This is a genomic window from Rhizobium sp. CG4, from assembly GCF_023701965.1.
Classification (GTDB): domain Bacteria; phylum Pseudomonadota; class Alphaproteobacteria; order Rhizobiales; family Rhizobiaceae; genus Agrobacterium.
Genome location: NZ_JABAEG010000003.1, coordinates 232,693 through 249,926 on the forward strand (window position 1 = coordinate 232,693; position 17,234 = coordinate 249,926).

At 54.4% G+C, this 17,234-nt stretch carries 19 protein-coding genes, 1 tRNA gene and 1 riboswitch; of the genes, 4 read left to right on the forward strand and 16 right to left on the reverse strand.

Features of this window, described 5'->3' with window-relative positions; all coding sequences use genetic code 11:
• Positions 1–169: 169 nt before the first annotated feature.
• Complete coding sequence (locus HGO37_RS11355) at positions 170–1,354, reverse strand: O-succinylhomoserine sulfhydrylase (protein ID WP_250983407.1); 1,185 nt, start codon at positions 1,352–1,354, stop codon at positions 170–172.
• 43 nt (positions 1,355–1,397) lie between these two features.
• Positions 1,398–1,476: riboswitch (SAM riboswitch) on the reverse strand.
• A 77-nt stretch (positions 1,477–1,553) separates the two neighbouring features.
• On the opposite strand from HGO37_RS11355, the gene HGO37_RS11360 reads away from it, so the two are divergent.
• Complete coding sequence (locus tag HGO37_RS11360) at positions 1,554–2,648, forward strand: 2'-deoxycytidine 5'-triphosphate deaminase (protein WP_250983408.1); 1,095 nt, start codon at positions 1,554–1,556, stop codon at positions 2,646–2,648.
• Between the two features lie 72 nt (positions 2,649–2,720).
• Positions 2,721–2,794, forward strand: a tRNA-Gly gene (locus tag HGO37_RS11365).
• Between the two features lie 6 nt (positions 2,795–2,800).
• On the opposite strand, the gene HGO37_RS11370 is transcribed toward HGO37_RS11365, so the two are convergent.
• The 6 genes from HGO37_RS11370 to HGO37_RS11395 all read right to left on the reverse strand — a co-directional run bounded on the left by HGO37_RS11370 (position 2,801) and on the right by HGO37_RS11395 (position 8,251).
• Positions 2,801–4,561, reverse strand: a complete 1,761-nt coding sequence (locus HGO37_RS11370) for a peptidoglycan D,D-transpeptidase FtsI family protein (RefSeq protein WP_250983409.1) — start codon at positions 4,559–4,561, stop codon at positions 2,801–2,803.
• A 228-nt stretch (positions 4,562–4,789) separates the two neighbouring features.
• The gene (locus HGO37_RS11375) at positions 4,790–5,683 is read right to left on the reverse strand and encodes an SDR family oxidoreductase (protein ID WP_250983410.1); all 894 of its coding nucleotides are present in this window, start codon (positions 5,681–5,683) and stop codon (positions 4,790–4,792) included.
• 80 nt (positions 5,684–5,763) lie between these two features.
• Complete coding sequence (locus HGO37_RS11380; RefSeq protein ID WP_250983411.1) at positions 5,764–6,366, reverse strand: general stress protein; 603 nt, start codon at positions 6,364–6,366, stop codon at positions 5,764–5,766.
• A 28-nt stretch (positions 6,367–6,394) separates the two neighbouring features.
• The gene (locus HGO37_RS11385) at positions 6,395–6,706 is read right to left on the reverse strand and encodes a PepSY domain-containing protein (protein WP_192486793.1); all 312 of its coding nucleotides are present in this window, start codon (positions 6,704–6,706) and stop codon (positions 6,395–6,397) included.
• A 99-nt stretch (positions 6,707–6,805) separates the two neighbouring features.
• Positions 6,806–7,828 (reverse strand): DNA topoisomerase IB, encoded by a 1,023-nt coding sequence (locus tag HGO37_RS11390; RefSeq protein WP_250983412.1) that lies wholly within the window; start codon positions 7,826–7,828, stop codon positions 6,806–6,808.
• Between the two features lie 18 nt (positions 7,829–7,846).
• Positions 7,847–8,251 carry a hypothetical protein gene (locus HGO37_RS11395; protein ID WP_250983413.1) on the reverse strand — a complete coding sequence of 135 codons (405 nt, stop codon included), beginning with the start codon at positions 8,249–8,251 and terminating at the stop codon, positions 7,847–7,849.
• 186 nt (positions 8,252–8,437) lie between these two features.
• Between HGO37_RS11395 and HGO37_RS11400 the strand changes: the two genes are divergently transcribed.
• The gene (locus tag HGO37_RS11400) at positions 8,438–8,731 is read left to right on the forward strand and encodes a hypothetical protein (RefSeq protein ID WP_250983414.1); all 294 of its coding nucleotides are present in this window, start codon (positions 8,438–8,440) and stop codon (positions 8,729–8,731) included.
• A 39-nt stretch (positions 8,732–8,770) separates the two neighbouring features.
• On the opposite strand, the gene HGO37_RS11405 is transcribed toward HGO37_RS11400, so the two are convergent.
• From HGO37_RS11405 to HGO37_RS11430, 6 genes are all read right to left on the reverse strand, one after another.
• Complete coding sequence (locus HGO37_RS11405; RefSeq protein WP_250983415.1) at positions 8,771–9,997, reverse strand: NAD(P)/FAD-dependent oxidoreductase; 1,227 nt, start codon at positions 9,995–9,997, stop codon at positions 8,771–8,773.
• Positions 9,998–10,018: 21 nt separating this feature from the next.
• On the reverse strand, positions 10,019–10,426 hold the full coding sequence (locus HGO37_RS11410) for a TIGR02588 family protein (protein ID WP_250983416.1): 408 nt from the start codon (positions 10,424–10,426) through the stop codon (positions 10,019–10,021).
• Between the two features lie 6 nt (positions 10,427–10,432).
• A complete protein-coding gene (locus HGO37_RS11415) occupies positions 10,433–11,284 on the reverse strand; it encodes a TIGR02587 family membrane protein (protein WP_250983417.1) in 852 nt (283 codons plus the stop codon).
• A 57-nt stretch (positions 11,285–11,341) separates the two neighbouring features.
• Complete coding sequence (locus tag HGO37_RS11420; protein WP_192486799.1) at positions 11,342–11,782, reverse strand: PPC domain-containing DNA-binding protein; 441 nt, start codon at positions 11,780–11,782, stop codon at positions 11,342–11,344.
• Positions 11,783–11,872: 90 nt separating this feature from the next.
• Positions 11,873–12,433, reverse strand: a complete 561-nt coding sequence (locus HGO37_RS11425; protein ID WP_250983418.1) for a DJ-1/PfpI/YhbO family deglycase/protease — start codon at positions 12,431–12,433, stop codon at positions 11,873–11,875.
• On the reverse strand, positions 12,430–12,675 hold the full coding sequence (locus tag HGO37_RS11430; RefSeq protein WP_250983419.1) for a hypothetical protein: 246 nt from the start codon (positions 12,673–12,675) through the stop codon (positions 12,430–12,432). Before HGO37_RS11430 ends, HGO37_RS11425 begins: the two co-directional genes overlap by 4 nt.
• A 379-nt stretch (positions 12,676–13,054) precedes the next feature.
• Here HGO37_RS11430 and HGO37_RS11435 point away from each other — a divergent pair, with 379 nt between their 5' ends.
• A complete protein-coding gene (locus HGO37_RS11435; RefSeq protein WP_250983420.1) occupies positions 13,055–13,381 on the forward strand; it encodes a BA14K family protein in 327 nt (108 codons plus the stop codon).
• 11 nt (positions 13,382–13,392) lie between these two features.
• Here HGO37_RS11435 and HGO37_RS11440 read toward each other — a convergent pair whose 3' ends face one another.
• From HGO37_RS11440 to HGO37_RS11450, 3 genes are all read right to left on the reverse strand, one after another.
• Positions 13,393–13,599 carry a hypothetical protein gene (locus HGO37_RS11440; protein WP_250983421.1) on the reverse strand — a complete coding sequence of 69 codons (207 nt, stop codon included), beginning with the start codon at positions 13,597–13,599 and terminating at the stop codon, positions 13,393–13,395.
• Positions 13,600–13,730: 131 nt separating this feature from the next.
• Positions 13,731–15,944 (reverse strand): FAD-dependent oxidoreductase, encoded by a 2,214-nt coding sequence (locus HGO37_RS11445; protein WP_250983422.1) that lies wholly within the window; start codon positions 15,942–15,944, stop codon positions 13,731–13,733.
• 16 nt (positions 15,945–15,960) lie between these two features.
• Positions 15,961–17,169 carry an acetyl-CoA C-acetyltransferase gene (locus HGO37_RS11450; RefSeq protein WP_250983423.1) on the reverse strand — a complete coding sequence of 403 codons (1,209 nt, stop codon included), beginning with the start codon at positions 17,167–17,169 and terminating at the stop codon, positions 15,961–15,963.
• Positions 17,170–17,234 lie beyond the last annotated feature (65 nt).

Below are 17,234 nucleotides of genomic sequence, written 5' to 3' on the forward strand. Positions count from 1 at the left end.
GATCTGCTTTATTCTACACTATAACATCCGGTATTCGTCAAGAATTGACATAAAACAGGCGGTACCGAACGCTGACAATGTCGGATAGTAGATTAAATGCTGAAATAGAAGGTAAATTTAGGGCGAAGTAAAAAGCCGTGCTTGATGGAGAGCACGGCTTCGTTTGGTATCAGGCCGAGACCTTGGACAGCGCCTGGGCGAAGTCATCAACCAGATCGTCAGTGTCTTCAATGCCGCAGGACAGACGCAGCGTACCGCTGGCAATACCCATTTCGACACGGGCTTCATCCGTCAGGTTTTTGTGGGTGGTGGTGCCAGGGTGGGTGATCAGGCTCTTCGCATCGCCGAGATTGTTGGAAATCTTCACGATATCAAGGGCGTTCTGCAGCGCGAAAGCTGCTTCTTTGCCACCCTTCAACTCAAAAGCCACCATGGTCGACCCGCCGGTCATCTGGCGGGCAATGATATCTGCCTGCGGGTGGTCCTTGCGGCCCGGGTAGATAACCTTTGCAACCTGCTTCTGTTCAGCAAGGAAGTCGGCAATGCGGGTAGCATTGGCGGTCTGTTGCTTGACGCGCAGCGCCAATGTTTCCAGTCCCTTCATCATCGTCCATGCATTGAACGGCGACAGGGCAGGGCCGGTATGACGGTAATATTCCTGGAACTCTTCTTCGATCCATTTCTTGTCGGAAAGCACGACACCGCCAAGGCAGCGGCCCTGACCATCAATGTGCTTGGTCGCGGAGTAGACGACGATATGTGCACCCAATTCCAGCGGCTTCTGGAAAAGCGGTGTGGCGAAAACGTTGTCAACAACCACCTTTGCGCCAATCTGGTTGGCCAGCTTGGCAACACCGGCAATATCAACCACTTCCAGGGTCGGGTTGGTCGGGCTTTCCAGGAAGAAAAGTCGGGTGTTGGGGCGGATGGCGCCTTCCCAGTTGGCAAGGTCACGACCGTCGATCAGTGTGCATTCGATGCCGTATTTTGGAGCCAGCGTCTCGACAACCCAGCGGCAGGAGCCGAACAGGGCGCGGGCGGCAACGATATGGTCGCCGGCCTTCAACTGGCACAGGATGGCGGAGGCAACAGCAGCCATGCCCGATGCGGTGGCGCGTGCTTCTTCGGCGCCTTCCAGCAGGCACATGCGTTTTTCGAACATGTCATTGGTAGGGCTGGCGTAACGGGCGTAAATAAAGCCTTCCGTCTCACCCTTGAAGCGAGCCTCGGCGGCTTCTGAATTTTCGTAGACAAAACCCTGTGTCAGGTAGAGTGCTTCTGATGTTTCGCCGAACTGCGAACGCAGGCTTCCGCCGTGAACGAGTTTCGTTGCCGGGCGCCAGTTATTGCTCATGTCCATCACCTTCAAACAAAAAAACCGGCCGCAAAAGCAGACCGGTTTCGAACACCCGGTCTTTTTAGCCACTTATTTAACGTGGCTGCAAGCCGACCGGCCAAATCACCACGGGATAAAATTGGCATACGCCCGTTAACGGCTTGCGTCAATGCCGGTGTTTTGGTTTTGTCGGTTGGAAAAGCAACAGGTGAGTATCATGAAAAGAACGACCGGTATTTTAACGGATGGAGCCATCCGCGGCCTGTTCGAAAGCGGCAATTTGAAAAGCGAGGCAGCACTGGATGCCGACCAGGTTCAGCCTGCCAGCCTTGATCTGCGGCTTGGTGCAATCGCGTATCGTGTGCGTGCCAGCTTCATGCCGGGTCCTGATTGCACAGTCATGTCCAAACTCGAGCGCCTGCGGTTGCACGCTATTGACCTCAGTGACGGTGCCGTTCTGGAAACCGGCTGTGTCTACATCGTGCCCTTGATGGAAACGGTTGATCTGCCCGCCGGAATGTCCGCGTCTGCCAATCCGAAAAGCTCGACTGGCCGCCTGGATATCTTTACCCGGGTCATCACAGATAGCGCGCAGGAGTTCGACAAAATCCCGGCTGGCTACAAGGGCCCGCTTTACCTCGAAATCAGCCCGCGCACGTTCCCGATTGTTGTGCGCCGTGGCTCGCGCCTGTCGCAAATCCGTTTCCGCATCGGCCATGCGCTCCTCAATGAAGCCGAACTTCTGTCACTGCACGCGGCTGAAACCCTGGTTGCCAGTGAAACCCCGAACGTATCCGGCGGCGGCATTGCGCTGTCGATCGATCTAGAAGGTTTTGGCGAGGACCGTCTGATCGGTTATCGCGGCAAACATCACACCTCGGTGGTAGATGTCGACATCAAGGCGCAGCATGATGTGTTTGATTTCTGGGAGCCTCTTTATAACCGTGGCCGCTCCGAACTGATCCTTGATCCCGACGAGTTCTATATTCTCGTGTCCAGAGAGGCTGTGCATGTGCCACCGCTTTACGCCGCGGAAATGACACCTTTCGATCCGCTGGTCGGCGAATTCCGCGTGCACTATGCCGGTTTCTTCGATCCCGGTTTTGGTCATGTCAGCGCCGGAGGCGCAGGCAGCCGTGCTGTTCTGGAAGTGCGCAGCCACGAAGTGCCCTTCATTCTGGAACATGGCCAGATTGTCGGGCGGTTGGTCTATGAACACATGTTGGAAAAACCGCAGGGCCTTTATGGTACCAGCGCAGGTTCCAATTATCAGGCGCAGGGCCTCAAGCTTTCCAAACATTTCCGGATGTGATGGGGCCGCAGCCCACCCAAGACTGACCGCGGCTTGACAGCCGCGGTGATCTGTTGAATCTCTTCATCCATTGCGGGTGTAGCTCAATGGTAGAGCAGCAGCTTCCCAAGCTGAATACGAGGGTTCGATTCCCTTCACCCGCTCCAGTAATTTCAGTAATTCACGATCATCTGTGGTTTGCCTTCAATTTTGAAGCTTGGTTTGGTGCCAAGCAAGGCTGCCGTCCGTGCAATGATTTCCTTGGTCATCGGTGCCGCAGTGGACGCGGCAGTTCGTCCGCCATTGACGCCGGTTTTGGGCGCGTCAACGATGGTCAACACAACGTAACGCGGGTCGTCCATTGGAAAACCGGCGACGAATGCGTTGAAATTGATGTCTTTGGCGTAACGACCATTGATGACCTTGTCGGCCGTGCCAGTTTTTCCACCGACATTAAAACCTTCAACCTGGGCTGCGCGGCCTGAACCTTTCAGGCCATTCCATGTGTAGAGGTAACGCATATCCGCACTGGTTTTTTCCTTGATCACGGCGCGCGAGATAGCCGCTGCATCCTCTATGCTGCGAGGCAGGAAGGTCGGGCTAATCAGGTTGCCGCCATTGATTAGCGCGGCTGCGGCGACGGCCGTCTGCAAAGGCGTCGTTGCAATGCCATGGCCGAAGGAGATCGTCACCGAGTTGATCTTTTTCCATGTTCTCGGCTGGGTGGGCGTGGCCACACCAGGCATTTCGGTGTCCATCTTGGACAGAAGACCAAGCCGGGTCAGAAATTCCTGATGACCTTCAATGCCAACGCGATCGGCGATATCCGCCGTGCCGATATTGGAGGAATACTGAAAGATTTCCGGGATCGAAAGCGGGCGGTATTTGCCCTTGAAATCGCGGATCGTGAAACCACCCATGCGGATCGGACGGGAAGCATCGATCACGGTATTCAGATTTATCTTTTCGGCGTCGAGGCCCATGGCCAGCGTGAAACTCTTGAAGGTGGAGCCCATCTCGAATGTGGCATTGCTCATTCGGTTGAACCACCCCTTTTCATATTCCTTGTCGACACTGCCATCGGCAAGTGCGCGCGAGGGCTGATTGGGGTCGTAATCCGGTACCGATGCCATGGCGATCACTTCGCCCGTATCGACATCGAGAATAACTGCGCCTGCCGCCTCGGCCTGATAATCGATCATGGCTTTTGCGGCGATTTCCCGCACCATATTCTGCACGCGCAGGTCAATGGAAAGCCGGACGGGTTCAAGACGGGTGTCGGAGGTCAGGCCGACGGATCTGAGATCGGCATAACCTTGCTGGTCGATGTAGCGTTCCATTCCCGCCAGACCGAGATTGTCGATGTTGACGTGGCCGACAATATGCGAGGCAACCGGGCCGCCGGGGTAAAAACGCCGTTTCTCCGGACGAAAACCAATACCGGGGATGCCGAGTGCCAGAATATCTGATTGTTGTTTCGGTGTAAGTTGACGCCGTAACCACTGAAACGCGCTTCCCGATTGCAGCCTTCTGTGGGTGTCCTTCCAGTCGAGATTGGGAAGAACCGTTGCCAGCTTTTCCACGACCTCGTTAGCGTCGATGATTTTTCGCGGTTCGGCATAGAGGGAAACTGTGTTGATGTCTGTTGCAAGCAACTCGCCATTGCGATCGAGAATGTCAGGGCGTGAGGCCATGGCGTGGGTGTTGAATGAAATGGCACCGGTAACGGAGGGGTCGGCCATGCCATATTGGACGAGGCGTGCGCCGATCGTCACATACATGACGGCAAAAGTGGCAATCAAAAGAGTAAGCCTTTGCCGGGCCTGTCGTGTTCGACGCGCTCCGCTGCCCGAGATGGTTCCCCCCGGCGCCTTGCCTTTCACTTCCACGCGGAAGTGAGCGCGGCTTCTAAGCCGGACAATAAAACCAATCATTCGGCCGAAACCCACATTCGTTCAATACGGTGACACCTGGATGGCTCATCACCCGCTGAATGGAAGTGTGTCTGTAAAATGGCTGAAAGCCAACGAAAGTGGCGTTTGTTTTAAAGACGCCATTAAATTTATATTAATATACATCTAAAGTTGCCGAGAGGCGGTTAACGTTTGATTGTCCTTCGGCCGGAAGCATTAAACGTGAAACCGCCACTGGGTGTTAAATCGTCAGGCGATGCCCTTGCCGCCCGTCACACCATAAACCTCACCATTGATGAAGCTTGCTTCCTGTGACGCGAGAAGGACATAAACGGGGGCAAGTTCCACCGGTTGACCCGGGCGACCAAAATCGCTGTTCTCACCAAAATGCCGAACCTTCTCGTCAGGCTGGCCACCGCTCGGTTGCAGCACCGTCCAGAAGGGGCCGGGCGCCACCACATTGGCACGCACACCCTTTTCAATCAGCTGTTTTGACAGCGCCTTGGTGTAGGCCACGATACCGGCTTTCGTCGTGGCATAATCAAGCAGGATGGGGGAGGGCTCATAGGCCTGAACAGAGGCGGTGGTAATGACTGAGGAACCCGGCTGCAGATGTGGGACAGCCGCTTGGGCAATCCAATGCAACGCATAAAGATTGGTCTTCATGGTCTGATCGAAATCGTCAGTGGAGAGCTCGCTCAGGTTCTCTCGGTATTGCTGTCTAGCAGCATTGATGACGAGGATATCCAAACCGCCGAGGTCGCTGACCGCTTTTTCAACCATCTCGCGGCACCAAGTTTCATTTTTGATGTCTCCCGGCAAGGCAACTCCGATGCGTCCCTCAGCCTCAATCAGTTCGATCACTGTCTCAGCGTCTGGCTCTTCATCTTCGAGATAAGAAATGGCGACATCAGCACCTTCGCGGGCAAATGCGATTGCGACGGCGCGACCGATACCGGAATCGCCGCCGGTAATCAGAGCCTTTCGTCCTGCGAGTTTGCCCGAGCCTTTGTAACTTTCTTCGCCGTGGTCAGGAGAGGGAACCATATTCTGCACTAGGCCCGGCATAGGTTGTGGCTGCGCATCGAAGGGCGGCGCGGGATATTGCTTGCGTGGATCCTGAATGGTGAGGCGGTCATTCATGTGTGCTCTCCCTGATACGGTTGCTTAAACGGCAAATGGAGCGCCACCGGTGGGAAGCGCTCCATCTAGCTGCATGGATTTTAGCGGAGGGTCTGATATCGGCGCTGTTCCGCTGCGATTTCGTCGTGGCTATAAGGGTCACGCGTGTCGTCAAAACGGCTCCAGCCGTCTTGTTCATAAGTGCGTCGACGTTCAACCGGATCAACCAGGTTTGAGCGTTTGAGAATTGCCGAGGCTTCATCAACCTTTGCCTCGTCTACCTTCGCAACAACGATGCTACCGCCGCGACGTACACCTTCGGCATAAACATGGGCATGTTCCTCAGGCACACCGGCGCTGACCAGCGAACCGATAATACCGCCAGCTGCGCCACCTGCTACAGCGCCAGCAACAGCGCCTGCCGCCGTCGCAGCGAGCCAACCTGCAGCCACCACCGGTCCGACGCCGGGAATAGCCATCACACCAAGGCCGGTCAGCAAACCAACGCCGCCACCGGCGACCGCGCCGACGCCTGCGCCGGTTCCGGCACCTTCAGCGGCTTTGGTTTCAGATGTCTCGTCTTTGGTTGTGCCGTCATGCGCAACGATGCTGATATCTTGCGAAGGAATACCTGCTGCCTCCAGCGCAGTTACTGCGTTGCGCGCATCGTCACGAGTGTCAAAAAGTCCGGTTATTGTACGCATTGATGGTTCCTCCAAATTTTTTTGAATTTTACTGAGTGACAATATTGCCCTGATAGTCGAGGCCGACATCGGCTTCAGCACCATCCTTGGTGGCCTTGGCGCGCCAGATACCCTGTGAATCAAGCGTCAAACCCGTCACCGCAGTATAACCTGCAGCCTCGATGCGCTCTTTGGCTTGTGCTTCTGTGAAGCTGTTTTCACCGGCAACAGGTGCTGTCGGGTTGGTGCTATCCGGTGTGGTAACTGCAGGGGTTTCTCCCGACTGCGTAGGGGCCGGCTGCTGCGCAAAGGCTACCGTAGACAATAGAGTAACCGCTCCGGCGATAACCAGATTTTTCATTTTTCGATCCTTTCGAGCTGTAGTATGGATTAAACCTTTGAGATGGCAGATAGTTCCGTCGAATGCTCTTTTGTCATCTAGCGGACAAAGAATATGGTGCTAGACACAGCTTAGAAAATCCCGCAGCAGAACTTCGTCCTTGCGCATATGGGCGGTGCGTTTGGCCGCCGATTGAGTGAGCTTTAGAAGTTTGGTACGCGTCGTCTCATCGCTTGCCAGAGCCAGAACCGCTGGGTGGATGTAACTTTTCCTGCAGATTGCAGGGGTGTTGCACAGTTCCAGCGATGCTGCATGGCACATGGCCTTGAGGGTCAGTGGTTGGCTGGTAGCGAGACACCGCAACGCGTAGCTGAACGCTGCCAGCGTCCCTCCCCAGGTTCGGAAAGTTTTGGCAGAAATACTCTGGCCGGCAATACCTGCCAGATATCCGTTTAACTGGCTGGAATCGACGGGATGAATTTTATTGTCGGCATCCTGCCATACAAAAAGCTGCTTGCCGGGCAGATCAGCAATCTCTTCGAGTATTTTCTGCAGGCGTGGCTGTTTCAGCGTCCGTTGCACCTTGGTGCCACCCTTTGCCTTAAATTTGAGGTCGATGGTGTTTCCAAATTTCACATGACGTTTCAGCAGCGTTGTCGCGCCGTATGTGCCATTGTCGCGCAGGTAAGATTTGTTGCCGACCCGCAGAAATGTGGCGTCAAGCAACAGCACTATGGCTGCCAATGTCACGGTTTCTGGGCTTTTACTGCGCTCGATATCGGAAATTGACCGCCGCCGGATCGCTGGCAGGCACTGTGAAAATTCCAGGAGCTGGTCGTACTTCCGTTCACCCCGCAAAGTCTGCCAATCCGGGTGATAACGATATTGCTTGCGGCCTCTCGCATCCAGTCCGGTCGCCTGCAAGTGACCGTTCTCTTTCATGCAAATCCAGACATCCTTGTAGGCTGGCGGAATGCCAAGGCTCTTGATGCGCTGGATGATGGTGGTGTCCCTGACCGGTTCTCGATCAGGAAATCTGTAATGAAAACCTCTACCCGACCGAAGCCTAGTAATGCCCGGCTCCTTGTCTTGGACATATATCAAACCACTTTTCTTCAACTCACGAGTTACAAGCGTATCCATCTGGGCACCGGCAAGGAGTTAATTTGTTTGGCTTGGCTTGATATTATCGACCCGCACTATGCCATCGATAATACCACGCTCGATTCCGGCTATTGCCGGACCATCATCTACCACGCTGTAAAGCTTTTCGTTGCGGTACATGCTGGCGTTGACAGTTGTGACATCTTCTGCCGGCGCAGCATCGATTTCCAGAAAATCCAGCTCTCTGTCCGCAGCGACAATTCGCGCATCGCCAGCAGACACTGCGCAAACGACAAGTTCATCATGTGTTGTCGCATCAAGCCAGTTAGGATCATCGTTGGCAGCCGTTGGAATAAGCCGGTAAATACGAAGATTTTGGCCATCAATAACAGTCGATACCGGGGCGTCGACTTGCGAGGTCAGGTCACTTTTGACGGGTTTTTCCAACTTGGGGTCATCCATTGAGTTTACCTCCGTACATATTGGTCACAACGATGTACCGTTCTTCCCGGTTCCGTGCCCTTAAGCGCTACCCGCTCAGCCGTGTGTTTCACCCTCTCCCGCAAAAGCGATGGAACGATAATCAATGCAACTTGTTCAAGGCCATAGGACCCAGATCGATGGGTTGAGTTTTTGAAGGAGTTTCACATGGCAAATAAACCCAAACCTGCGGTTTTTAGCGCCCGCGAAGCCCGACAAGGGTGGCGAGGAAGTCCCGTTCTTGTGGTGTTGATTGTCAGCCTTATTCTGGTTGCAGCAGTCTGGCTTGCTGCAGAAATCTGGGGCAGCGTCAACGAACCAAACATACCAAACCCGCCAAGCGCCTCTGCGCCTGCTGACAATAACAATCCAGGTGCCAGTAGCGGCGCCGGTTTCAGTGACAATCCACCCGAAGGCAGCAGACCAGCAACGGAAGGTACCGACCGTCAGCCCGTCCCATGACGGGCTTCCATGGAACTGAATACGTGCGGTAGGCAAACCTCAATCGAGTTTGAACAGCGCGGCATCCGGGTCGCTGGTGCCGTTAATGTATGCCGCGACAAGTTCTGCAGCAATCTGGCTGAATGTGATACCATTTCCGCCAAACCCCATCACGCTATAGACATTCTGCATAGCCGGTACGGAGCCGATCAACGGCAAACCGGTTGTGGTTGAGCCGAATGCAGCAGCCCATTGATAGTCTATCGGCCCGATATCAAGGCCTAGCAGGTTGTTGACCTTGCGCCGGATGGTTTGGGCTTTCCTGTGCAACTTTGCCTCGGACTGATAGGCATTGGAGTTGTTTTCATCTTCACCGCCAACAATCAGACGTCCTGCTTCATCCGTCCTGAGATATAGATAGGGGTCAGAGGCCTCCCACAAAATATGTTTGTGCAACCAATCCGGGAGGGACAAACCGGCTTTACTGGAAATTGCCCATGTCGAGATGATCTCGTGTTTTTTGTTGGCAACGTTTTCCAGAAATTCGTAGCCGGTGCAGAACACGACATGCTGTGTGCTGATAAGCTTTCCTTCTGCGGTTGCCATGACCACGTCATCACCGAGACTTTTGAGGTCTGTAATTTCAACCCCACTGACGATTTCCGCCCCCTGTTTAGCGGCGTAGCGCAACAAGCCCGCCGTTAACTGGCCGGGATTTGCCGATGCCGATATGTCGCTCAAGATGGCACCATCGCGATCAAGCCCAAAGTGGCTTTGGAGATCGGCCTTGTCGATGAACGTCGCTTCAATGCCAGCCTTCAGGCGCGCATCCACTTCCGTTTGCAGGCCGCGCGCACCCGATTCATTGCCTGCTATATAAAGCGCTGGCTTGCGTTGCATCGCGCAAGAAATCTCCAGCGATCGGACGATATCTTCAAGTTTCAACACAGCCTTGGCGGAGCGTTGCCAGGCGCGATTGGCATTGTCCTCGCCAATCATGCCTTGCAGTTTGTGAAGAGGCACATCAATTTCATGCTGAATCATTGCGGTGCTGGCGATGCTGCTGCCACGAACCGGCTTACGCTTATCGACAATCAGAACCGATTTTCCAGGCTTCGCCAGCGCCTGGGCCACCAAGGCGCCGCTGATGCCCGCACCAATGATGACAATGTCATAATGGCTTTTACCAATAAAGCTTTTGCTGCGCACGGAAATGCGCGGGCTGTCGATCCACAGTGGTCGTGAATCCCTCAGATCCCGCTCTTTTGTAAGTTTGGCTTTTTTCATGACATTCTTTCGGCGGGGAAATCATGGTTGGGTGTAACCCATGACAGTGAGATTGAACTCGCCGGAGTCGGGGTCTTTTTTAAAAAACAGGATGCCTGTTTCATGGGATTCAGAAGCGACATAATCGAATGTGACATCAGAGCTTTCAGGACTGTCAGGGGAGACAAGGTCGCCACGCACATGCACTTCTGCAGCCGTTGAAAGCGAGGTGTTGTGAATGTCGAATGTGACGCGATAATTGTCGTGTTCCGCCTGTACCGATAGTACCGAAATCTCGAACTGCGCGGCCTGATCCTCGTAGCGGTAGATGTCCCAGCCGAGCCAGACAAAGAGGGTAACAACCAGAAACGTACAAACGCCGCCCACCAGCCACTCAAGCCAATGGGGATCTGCGGTTTCCGTGTGTTTGCTTCCAACGGATTTTGTCATGATTGCTCACAGAATAAGACGGGCGGCCGCAGCACCGATCGAGGCGGGAAAGCCAAGAATGACGGCCGCGGTCATTATTTGAGAGAGTGAAGTGTGGTCCAGTCGCTCGAAGGTCCACAGCGCATAGATGCTGACAGCAAGCGCAATGACATAGCCGGGCATGGTGAAACGAATGAAAGAGTGCCACCACTGGCTTCCATCAGGCAAGCCGTGCGATCCCTTGAAATGCAGGGCATAGACGAAACCATGCATCAGCGCGATTGAGATTAGCACGATACAGGCGGTGTGAAATGGTGTGATCTTGTAGGCAATTAGGATCATCTCGTCCGTTGGTGCGACGTTCAGATTTAGGAACAGGGCGCCGACCATCATCATGAAAAGCTCATGCAGATAACCGGTCTCGCCTTCGCCGTTATTCTGTTCTTTTTCTTCTGAATGCGCACCCAGCTGGCTGCGTCCCAACAATGCGCCGATACTGGCGGGGACCGATTGCAATGCCACTTTAGCAACAATGGTACTTGTGGTCAGCTGGTCGTTGAGGACGCCCAGGAGCAGCAAGATTGCGGCACTGACTGCGATGCCCAGCCCATAAGCGGTGAGCGCATCACGGATAGCCTGATGCCATGAAGAGGTTTTTTCAAAGCCAATGCGGCGCGCAAGCATAATCAGCAAAGGCAGGTTGAGAAGGCAAAGCAGCAGCAATCGCGTGCGATTGACGTAAAGGCCCAGGAACCACATTTCCATGGTCATCAGCATCGGCAGGGCAAATAGCAGGGCACCTGCCAAACCGCGGGCCAGACCTGTCAGAAAATGTTCTGTTTCGTTACCCCCGGACTGACCGGATGCTGCCGCTGCCATGTATCGCCTCCAGCGTTCTGCAAGCGATAACGTGTGGTAACGAACCTTGTTCCCGCCTCAGGCGGATGTGTCGATCAGCGCGATGCCAAATTCCGGACGGTAGGTGCGTCTAAGCTGGGCGGGCGTTTCCTTGACGATCACTTCCAGCGTCGGGCGGACGTACCCCTTCACGAAATGGCCCCCGCGCGTGTGCCCATCGGAGAACCCTAAAACTGCATGCAGGTGCGGATTGGGTTTGCCCCTTTCATCCAGAGTGATGTCGCCGATCAGGCTCAGTACCTCACTTTGATCATCGATTGGAATGTCATCGTAGGTTTGTGAAGCAAGGTCGAAAAACGCTAATGTGGCTTTTTCAAATGCGCCAATCGCCGTCACCGACGCGGCGTTGATGTCGTGTTGAATGGCAAAATCCTTGATAATGCCAAATGCTTCTTCGCCGGGTTCGATCACGAGCATAAAAATGCGATCGCTGTCGTTGGACAGCAGCTTGCTCTGCATCGGTTCTTCTCCCTTATTATGTCGGGCTGCCATCTTCATGGCTCAAAAAAAGACCGCCAGCATAACTGGCGGCCCGTTATGGTTGCCGCCTCAAGCGGCGCGGCGCGGGTGGCGCCCTTCCTCAATTTCTTCAACGATCTTGTCGACAAATGCCTCAAGATCATCAGGTGAGCGTGACGTAATGATGCCCTGATCAACAACCACCTTCTCATCCATCCAGATGCCACCGGCATTCTGAACATCCGTCTTGATGGAACCGTAGGACGTCACTTTCCGTCCGTTAATGGCGTCGGCTTCAATCAGCAGCCATGGAGCATGGCAGATAGCCGCGACCACCTTGCCGGATTCAGTGAATTCACGAACCACACGCATGGCATTTGCATCTGCGCGCAGCTTGTCCGGGTTGATCTGACCGCCCGGAAGCACCAGAGCATCAAAATCCGTTAGATGCACGTTCTCGGCCTGAAGATCGACATCAACAGTATCTCCCCAATCTGCCTTGTCCCAGCTTTTAATCTTTCCTGATTTGATGGAAGCGATTTTTACATTCGCGCCACGACGCTGCAATTCCTCGTAAGGGACGCGCAATTCCGAACGTTCGTAGCCGTCAGTCGCCAAAATTACGATGTTAGCGTTAGTAATTTCAGTCATGTTTTCGTCCTTTCGGTTGTATCGGTGTTTCCGTCAGCGTTGATTGACGGCAGAAAAAATTCGACATCTTCGCGAGTTGCCTGATCCAGACTTTCAATATGCTCATGCCAGAATGCAGCAGCTTTGCTTGGCTCTTCCTCGTACTGGCGAATGAATGTCTTGTTGTCGTCGATCATCACTTGTCGAGTGCCGCCGAGGTTCAGGTACTGTTCGGCAAGAGTGCGTGTCTCAGTCTTTTCCATATGCGTGTCCTCACGTAACAGGATGGAAAATGTCTTCGGGCGAAGCGCACCGGACGGGTAAGAAGCTCGTCTGCCTTTTCGTTGGCCATCAGGAGAAAACGAAAAAATCCTGATGTTCTTCAGCGCCGTCACGTTCGTTTGACACGGCGCGCTTCTGTTAAGTGAACGTGACAGACCGGGCATTGTTCCCCCGAAAATAGGGTTGTGGTCGCAGCCAGTGATCACGGCGGAAATATCAACTTCATCAGCTTGAAAAATTGGATGCCTGTTGTCTTGCGTTCACCAAGTATTGTTCACGTCGTGACTTGGTGGCCCAACCATCCGGGAACAAAAAAGCCTCAGCCTTCGTTTGTTTTGCAACGAAGAGAGGGAAATTCCCATGTTTAGAGTGGAAAAATTCGCTTCTGTGTTTGCTTTGAGCCTTGGCCTGCTGGGCGTTGTTACGATGCCTGCCCATGCTTTCAGTATCATCGCTCCTGCAGAGCAGAATCAGGCGGCCGACGGCAATACAGCCAAACGCCATTATCCTTTGGCAGCCTTTGCCGGAGAAGGCGCTTCGAATTCTGGCCAGGATAACTTCCTGCTATCAGCGGAGGAAGTGCAGCATGTGCAATGGTGCGCCAAACGCTACATGTCTTATCATCCGGTGGATAACACCTATCAGGACAAATCAGGCAAGCGTCTGGAATGTCAGTCACCCCATTGATTGGCGCCAAATCAGGCCGTAAGCGCATAACGGCCTGACTGTGTCTTTGCCTCATTGATTTCGTCATCAAGCGCGCTCAGGCGCATCATGTGCGACGTGATGTGAAGAGCGATGGCATTTCTGTCATCGATGGAGAAGCGCCTCCACCGTTCCAGCCCGGTTATCACCTCGATCAGGTCTTCGCGTTCTTTTTCAAGTTTTGCAATGTTGCAGATCATAGTTGCCGCCCTTTCTGTCTGGGGCGCTAACGTGCTGCATAAGCAAAAGTTCAAATAAGTAAAATTTAAGGTAAATTTTATCTTTATGGGAAGAGGAAGGCGCCGTGCATGGCCTGCACGGCGCCCTTCAGTCATGCGGCAGCCTTTTGTGCCGCGTAGGGGTCAAACCGGCCATAAAAGGTTTCTCCCTTGGCGGCCATGTCCAGCAACAAAAGTGTTGGTTTGAAGCGTGGGCCGTAGTTCTGGCTAAGCTTTTCAGCCAGTTCCACGAAGGTCTTCACACCCATGCCGTCAATGTAGGACAGCGCGCCACCCGTATACGGCGCAAAACCAAAGCCGAGAATGGAGCCGACATCAGCCTCGCGTGGATCGGTCACAATGCCTTCTTCCACCGTTCGTGCAGCTTCCAGTGCAATGGTCACCAGGAAGCGAGACTTTAGAACGTCCATGTCCACATCGTCTGGCTTCTTTTGCGGGTAGAGGTTTTTAAGGCCCGGCCACAGAGACTTCTTTGCAGGCTTCGGTGGATAGTCATAAAAGCCTTTGGCGTTCTTGCGGCCAAAACGCTCTTCATCTTCCACCAGCTTTTTCACCAGTGCCATCTGGCGTGGATCGACAGCTTTGTCCCCGAGATCGGCAACCGTTGCCTTGAGAATCTTATAGGAAAGATCAATGGCAACTTCGTCGTTCAACGCCAATGGGCCAACCGGCATGCCCGCAAATTTCGCAGCATTTTCGATCATTGCCGCCGGAACACCCTCGATCAGCATCTCATAGCTTTCGGCCATGTAACGCAATACGCAACGATTGACGAAGAAACCACGCGTGTCGTTGACGACGATCGGAGTCTTCTTGATTTTCGCCACATAATCCAGTGCCACAGCCAGAGCCTTGTCACCGGTTTCCTTGCCCAGAATGACTTCGGTCAGCATCATCTTCTCAACCGGTGAGAAGAAGTGAATGCCGATAAAATCGGTTGGGCGTTTGGAGTTCTTCGCCAGTCCGCTGATTGGCAAGGTTGAGGTATTGGAGGCAAAAATTGCGCCTTCCGACAGCACGGCTTCCACCTGCTCTATGACCGCTTTCTTGACATCGCGATCTTCGAATACCGCTTCGATAACAAGGTTTGCGGTTTTGAGCGTCGCGTAGTCGGCGCTTGGCGTGATGCGGGCGAGAATGGCAGCGCCTTCATCCTGCGTCATGCGGCCCTTGCCGACGCTGTCCTTGACCAGACCTTCGCAGGTCGCCTTGCCCTTGGCGGCGGCTTCGTCGTCCCGGTCTATCAGGGTGACATCAAGGCCGGCAACGGCGGTGACATAAGCAATGGATGCGCCCATGAAACCGGCGCCAACTACGCCGACATGTTTCAGATCACTCTTCGGCTGGCCGGCCGGGCGGCGTGCGCCTTTGCCCAGTTCCTGCATCGAGATGAACAGCGAGCGGATCATCGAGAAGGCTTCCTTCGAGCGAAGGATTTCGGTGAAATAACGCTGCTCAACCTTCAATGCGGTATCAAACGGCAATTGCAGGCCTTCGTAAACGCATTTGAGAATGGCAAGGGCTGCCGGGTAGTTGCCAGCACTTTCACGACGCAGAATAGCCGGTGCCGCAGGCCATAGCTGGGCTGCCGCCGGTGTCCAGATGCCGCCACCGGGAGCCTTGAAACCCTTTTCGTCCCACGGGGCAACCGGTTTCAGACCATCCTTGATCATTTGTTTGGCGGCAGAAATCAGTTGATCCGGCTCGACGACCTGATGAACGAGGTTCATCGCCTTGGCGCGCTGGGCGGTCAACGACTGCCCCGTTGTCATCATCTGGAGGGCTGATTGGGCATCGGTCAGGCGTGGAACGCGCTGTGTACCGCCAGCACCGGGGAAAATGCCAACCTTGACCTCAGGTAGTGCCAGCTTGACGCTTTTGGCATTAGAGGCAACCCTGCCATGGCAGGCGAGCGAAAGCTCCAGCGCGCCACCCATGCACGTGCCGTTGATGGCCGATACCCATGGTTTGCCGTTGGTTTCCACCTTGCGGTACAGCCAGTTCATCTTGCCGACGAGATCGAACAGCTTTTGTGCGGCTTCATCCGGGTTCTTCTGTTTTTCCTCATGGTAAAACGAGAACATCGATTTGATCATCGAAAGGTCGGCGCCGCCGGAAAAGGTGCTTTTGCCCGACGTGAAGACCACGCCTTTGACGGCAGCATCGGCCACGGTTGCATCGACGATGGCGTCGAGTTCCTGCAAAACCTCCGCAGTAAAGACATTCATGGATTTTTCAGGCATGTCCCATGTCACGAGGGCAATGCCGTCAGCGTCAGTTTCGACGGTAAAATTTGTATAGCTCATCGGTTTCCTCCCGAAATCAAACGCGCTCAATGACCGTTGCCGTACCCATGCCAGCACCGATGCAGAGCGTGACCAGTGCTGTGTTGAGATCACGACGTTCCAGTTCGTCCAGAACCGTACCGAGGATCATTGCTCCGGTGGCGCCAAGTGGATGGCCCATGGCAATCGCACCGCCATTGACGTTCATCTTATCGTGGCTGATGTCGAAGGCCTGCATGTAGCGCAGAACCACGGCAGCAAAGGCTTCGTTGAGTTCGAAGAGGTCGATGTCGGCAATCGACATGCCCGTCTTCTTCAGAAGCTTTTCCGTCACGTCCACGGGACCGGTCAGCATCAGTGCCGGATCGGACCCAATATTGGCAAAATGTCTGATGCGCGCCCGGGGCTTCAGACCCATGCTTTCGCCACCGGCCTTCGAACCGACCAGAATAGCGGCCGCGCCGTCAACGATCCCAGAGGAGTTACCTGCGTGGTGAACGTAGTTGATACGCTCGACTTCCGGATGCGCCATGATGCCAACAGCTTCAAACCCACCCATTTCGCCCGGCATCTGGAACGATGCGTTGAGCGAGGCAAGTGCCTGCATGTCGGTACCCGGACGCATATGTTCGTCACGGTCAAGAATGGTGATGCCATTCTGGTCTTTGACCGGAACAACCGAATTCTTGAAGTAGCCGTTCTCCCAGGCATGGGCAGCACGCTTCTGGCTTTCCACGGCATAAGCATCCACGTCATCGCGGGAAAAGCCGTATTTCGTGGCAATCAGGTCAGCGGAAACACCCTGCGGCATGAAGAATGCAGGGAAATTGACTGATGGATCCATGTACCAGGCTCCGCCAGACATGCCCATGCCAACGCGCGACATGCTTTCTACGCCGCCTGCAATAACGATATCGTCAGAGCCAGCGGCAACCTTGCCGGCGGCAAAATTGACGGCGTCCAGACCCGAGGCGCAAAAGCGCGAGATCTGCATGCCCGGTGCTTTGGTCGAATAACCCGCCTCGAAAGCGGCGGCCTTCGGGATCACCGCACCGGCATCCATGACAGGATCGACGCAACCCATGATGATGTCGTCAACGGTTGCCGTATCCAGTCCGTTACGATCGCGGATTGCTTCCAATGTCTTGGCAGCAAGACGAACGGATGGCACTTCATGCAAACTGCCGTCCTTCTTGCCGCGTCCGCGCGGCGTGCGGACATGATCGTAAATATAAACCTCGGTCATTATCTATCTCCCTGTGACGCATGGAGCGTCTTCGAAATCTTGGAGGGGCAAAAGAGGGGCGTTTG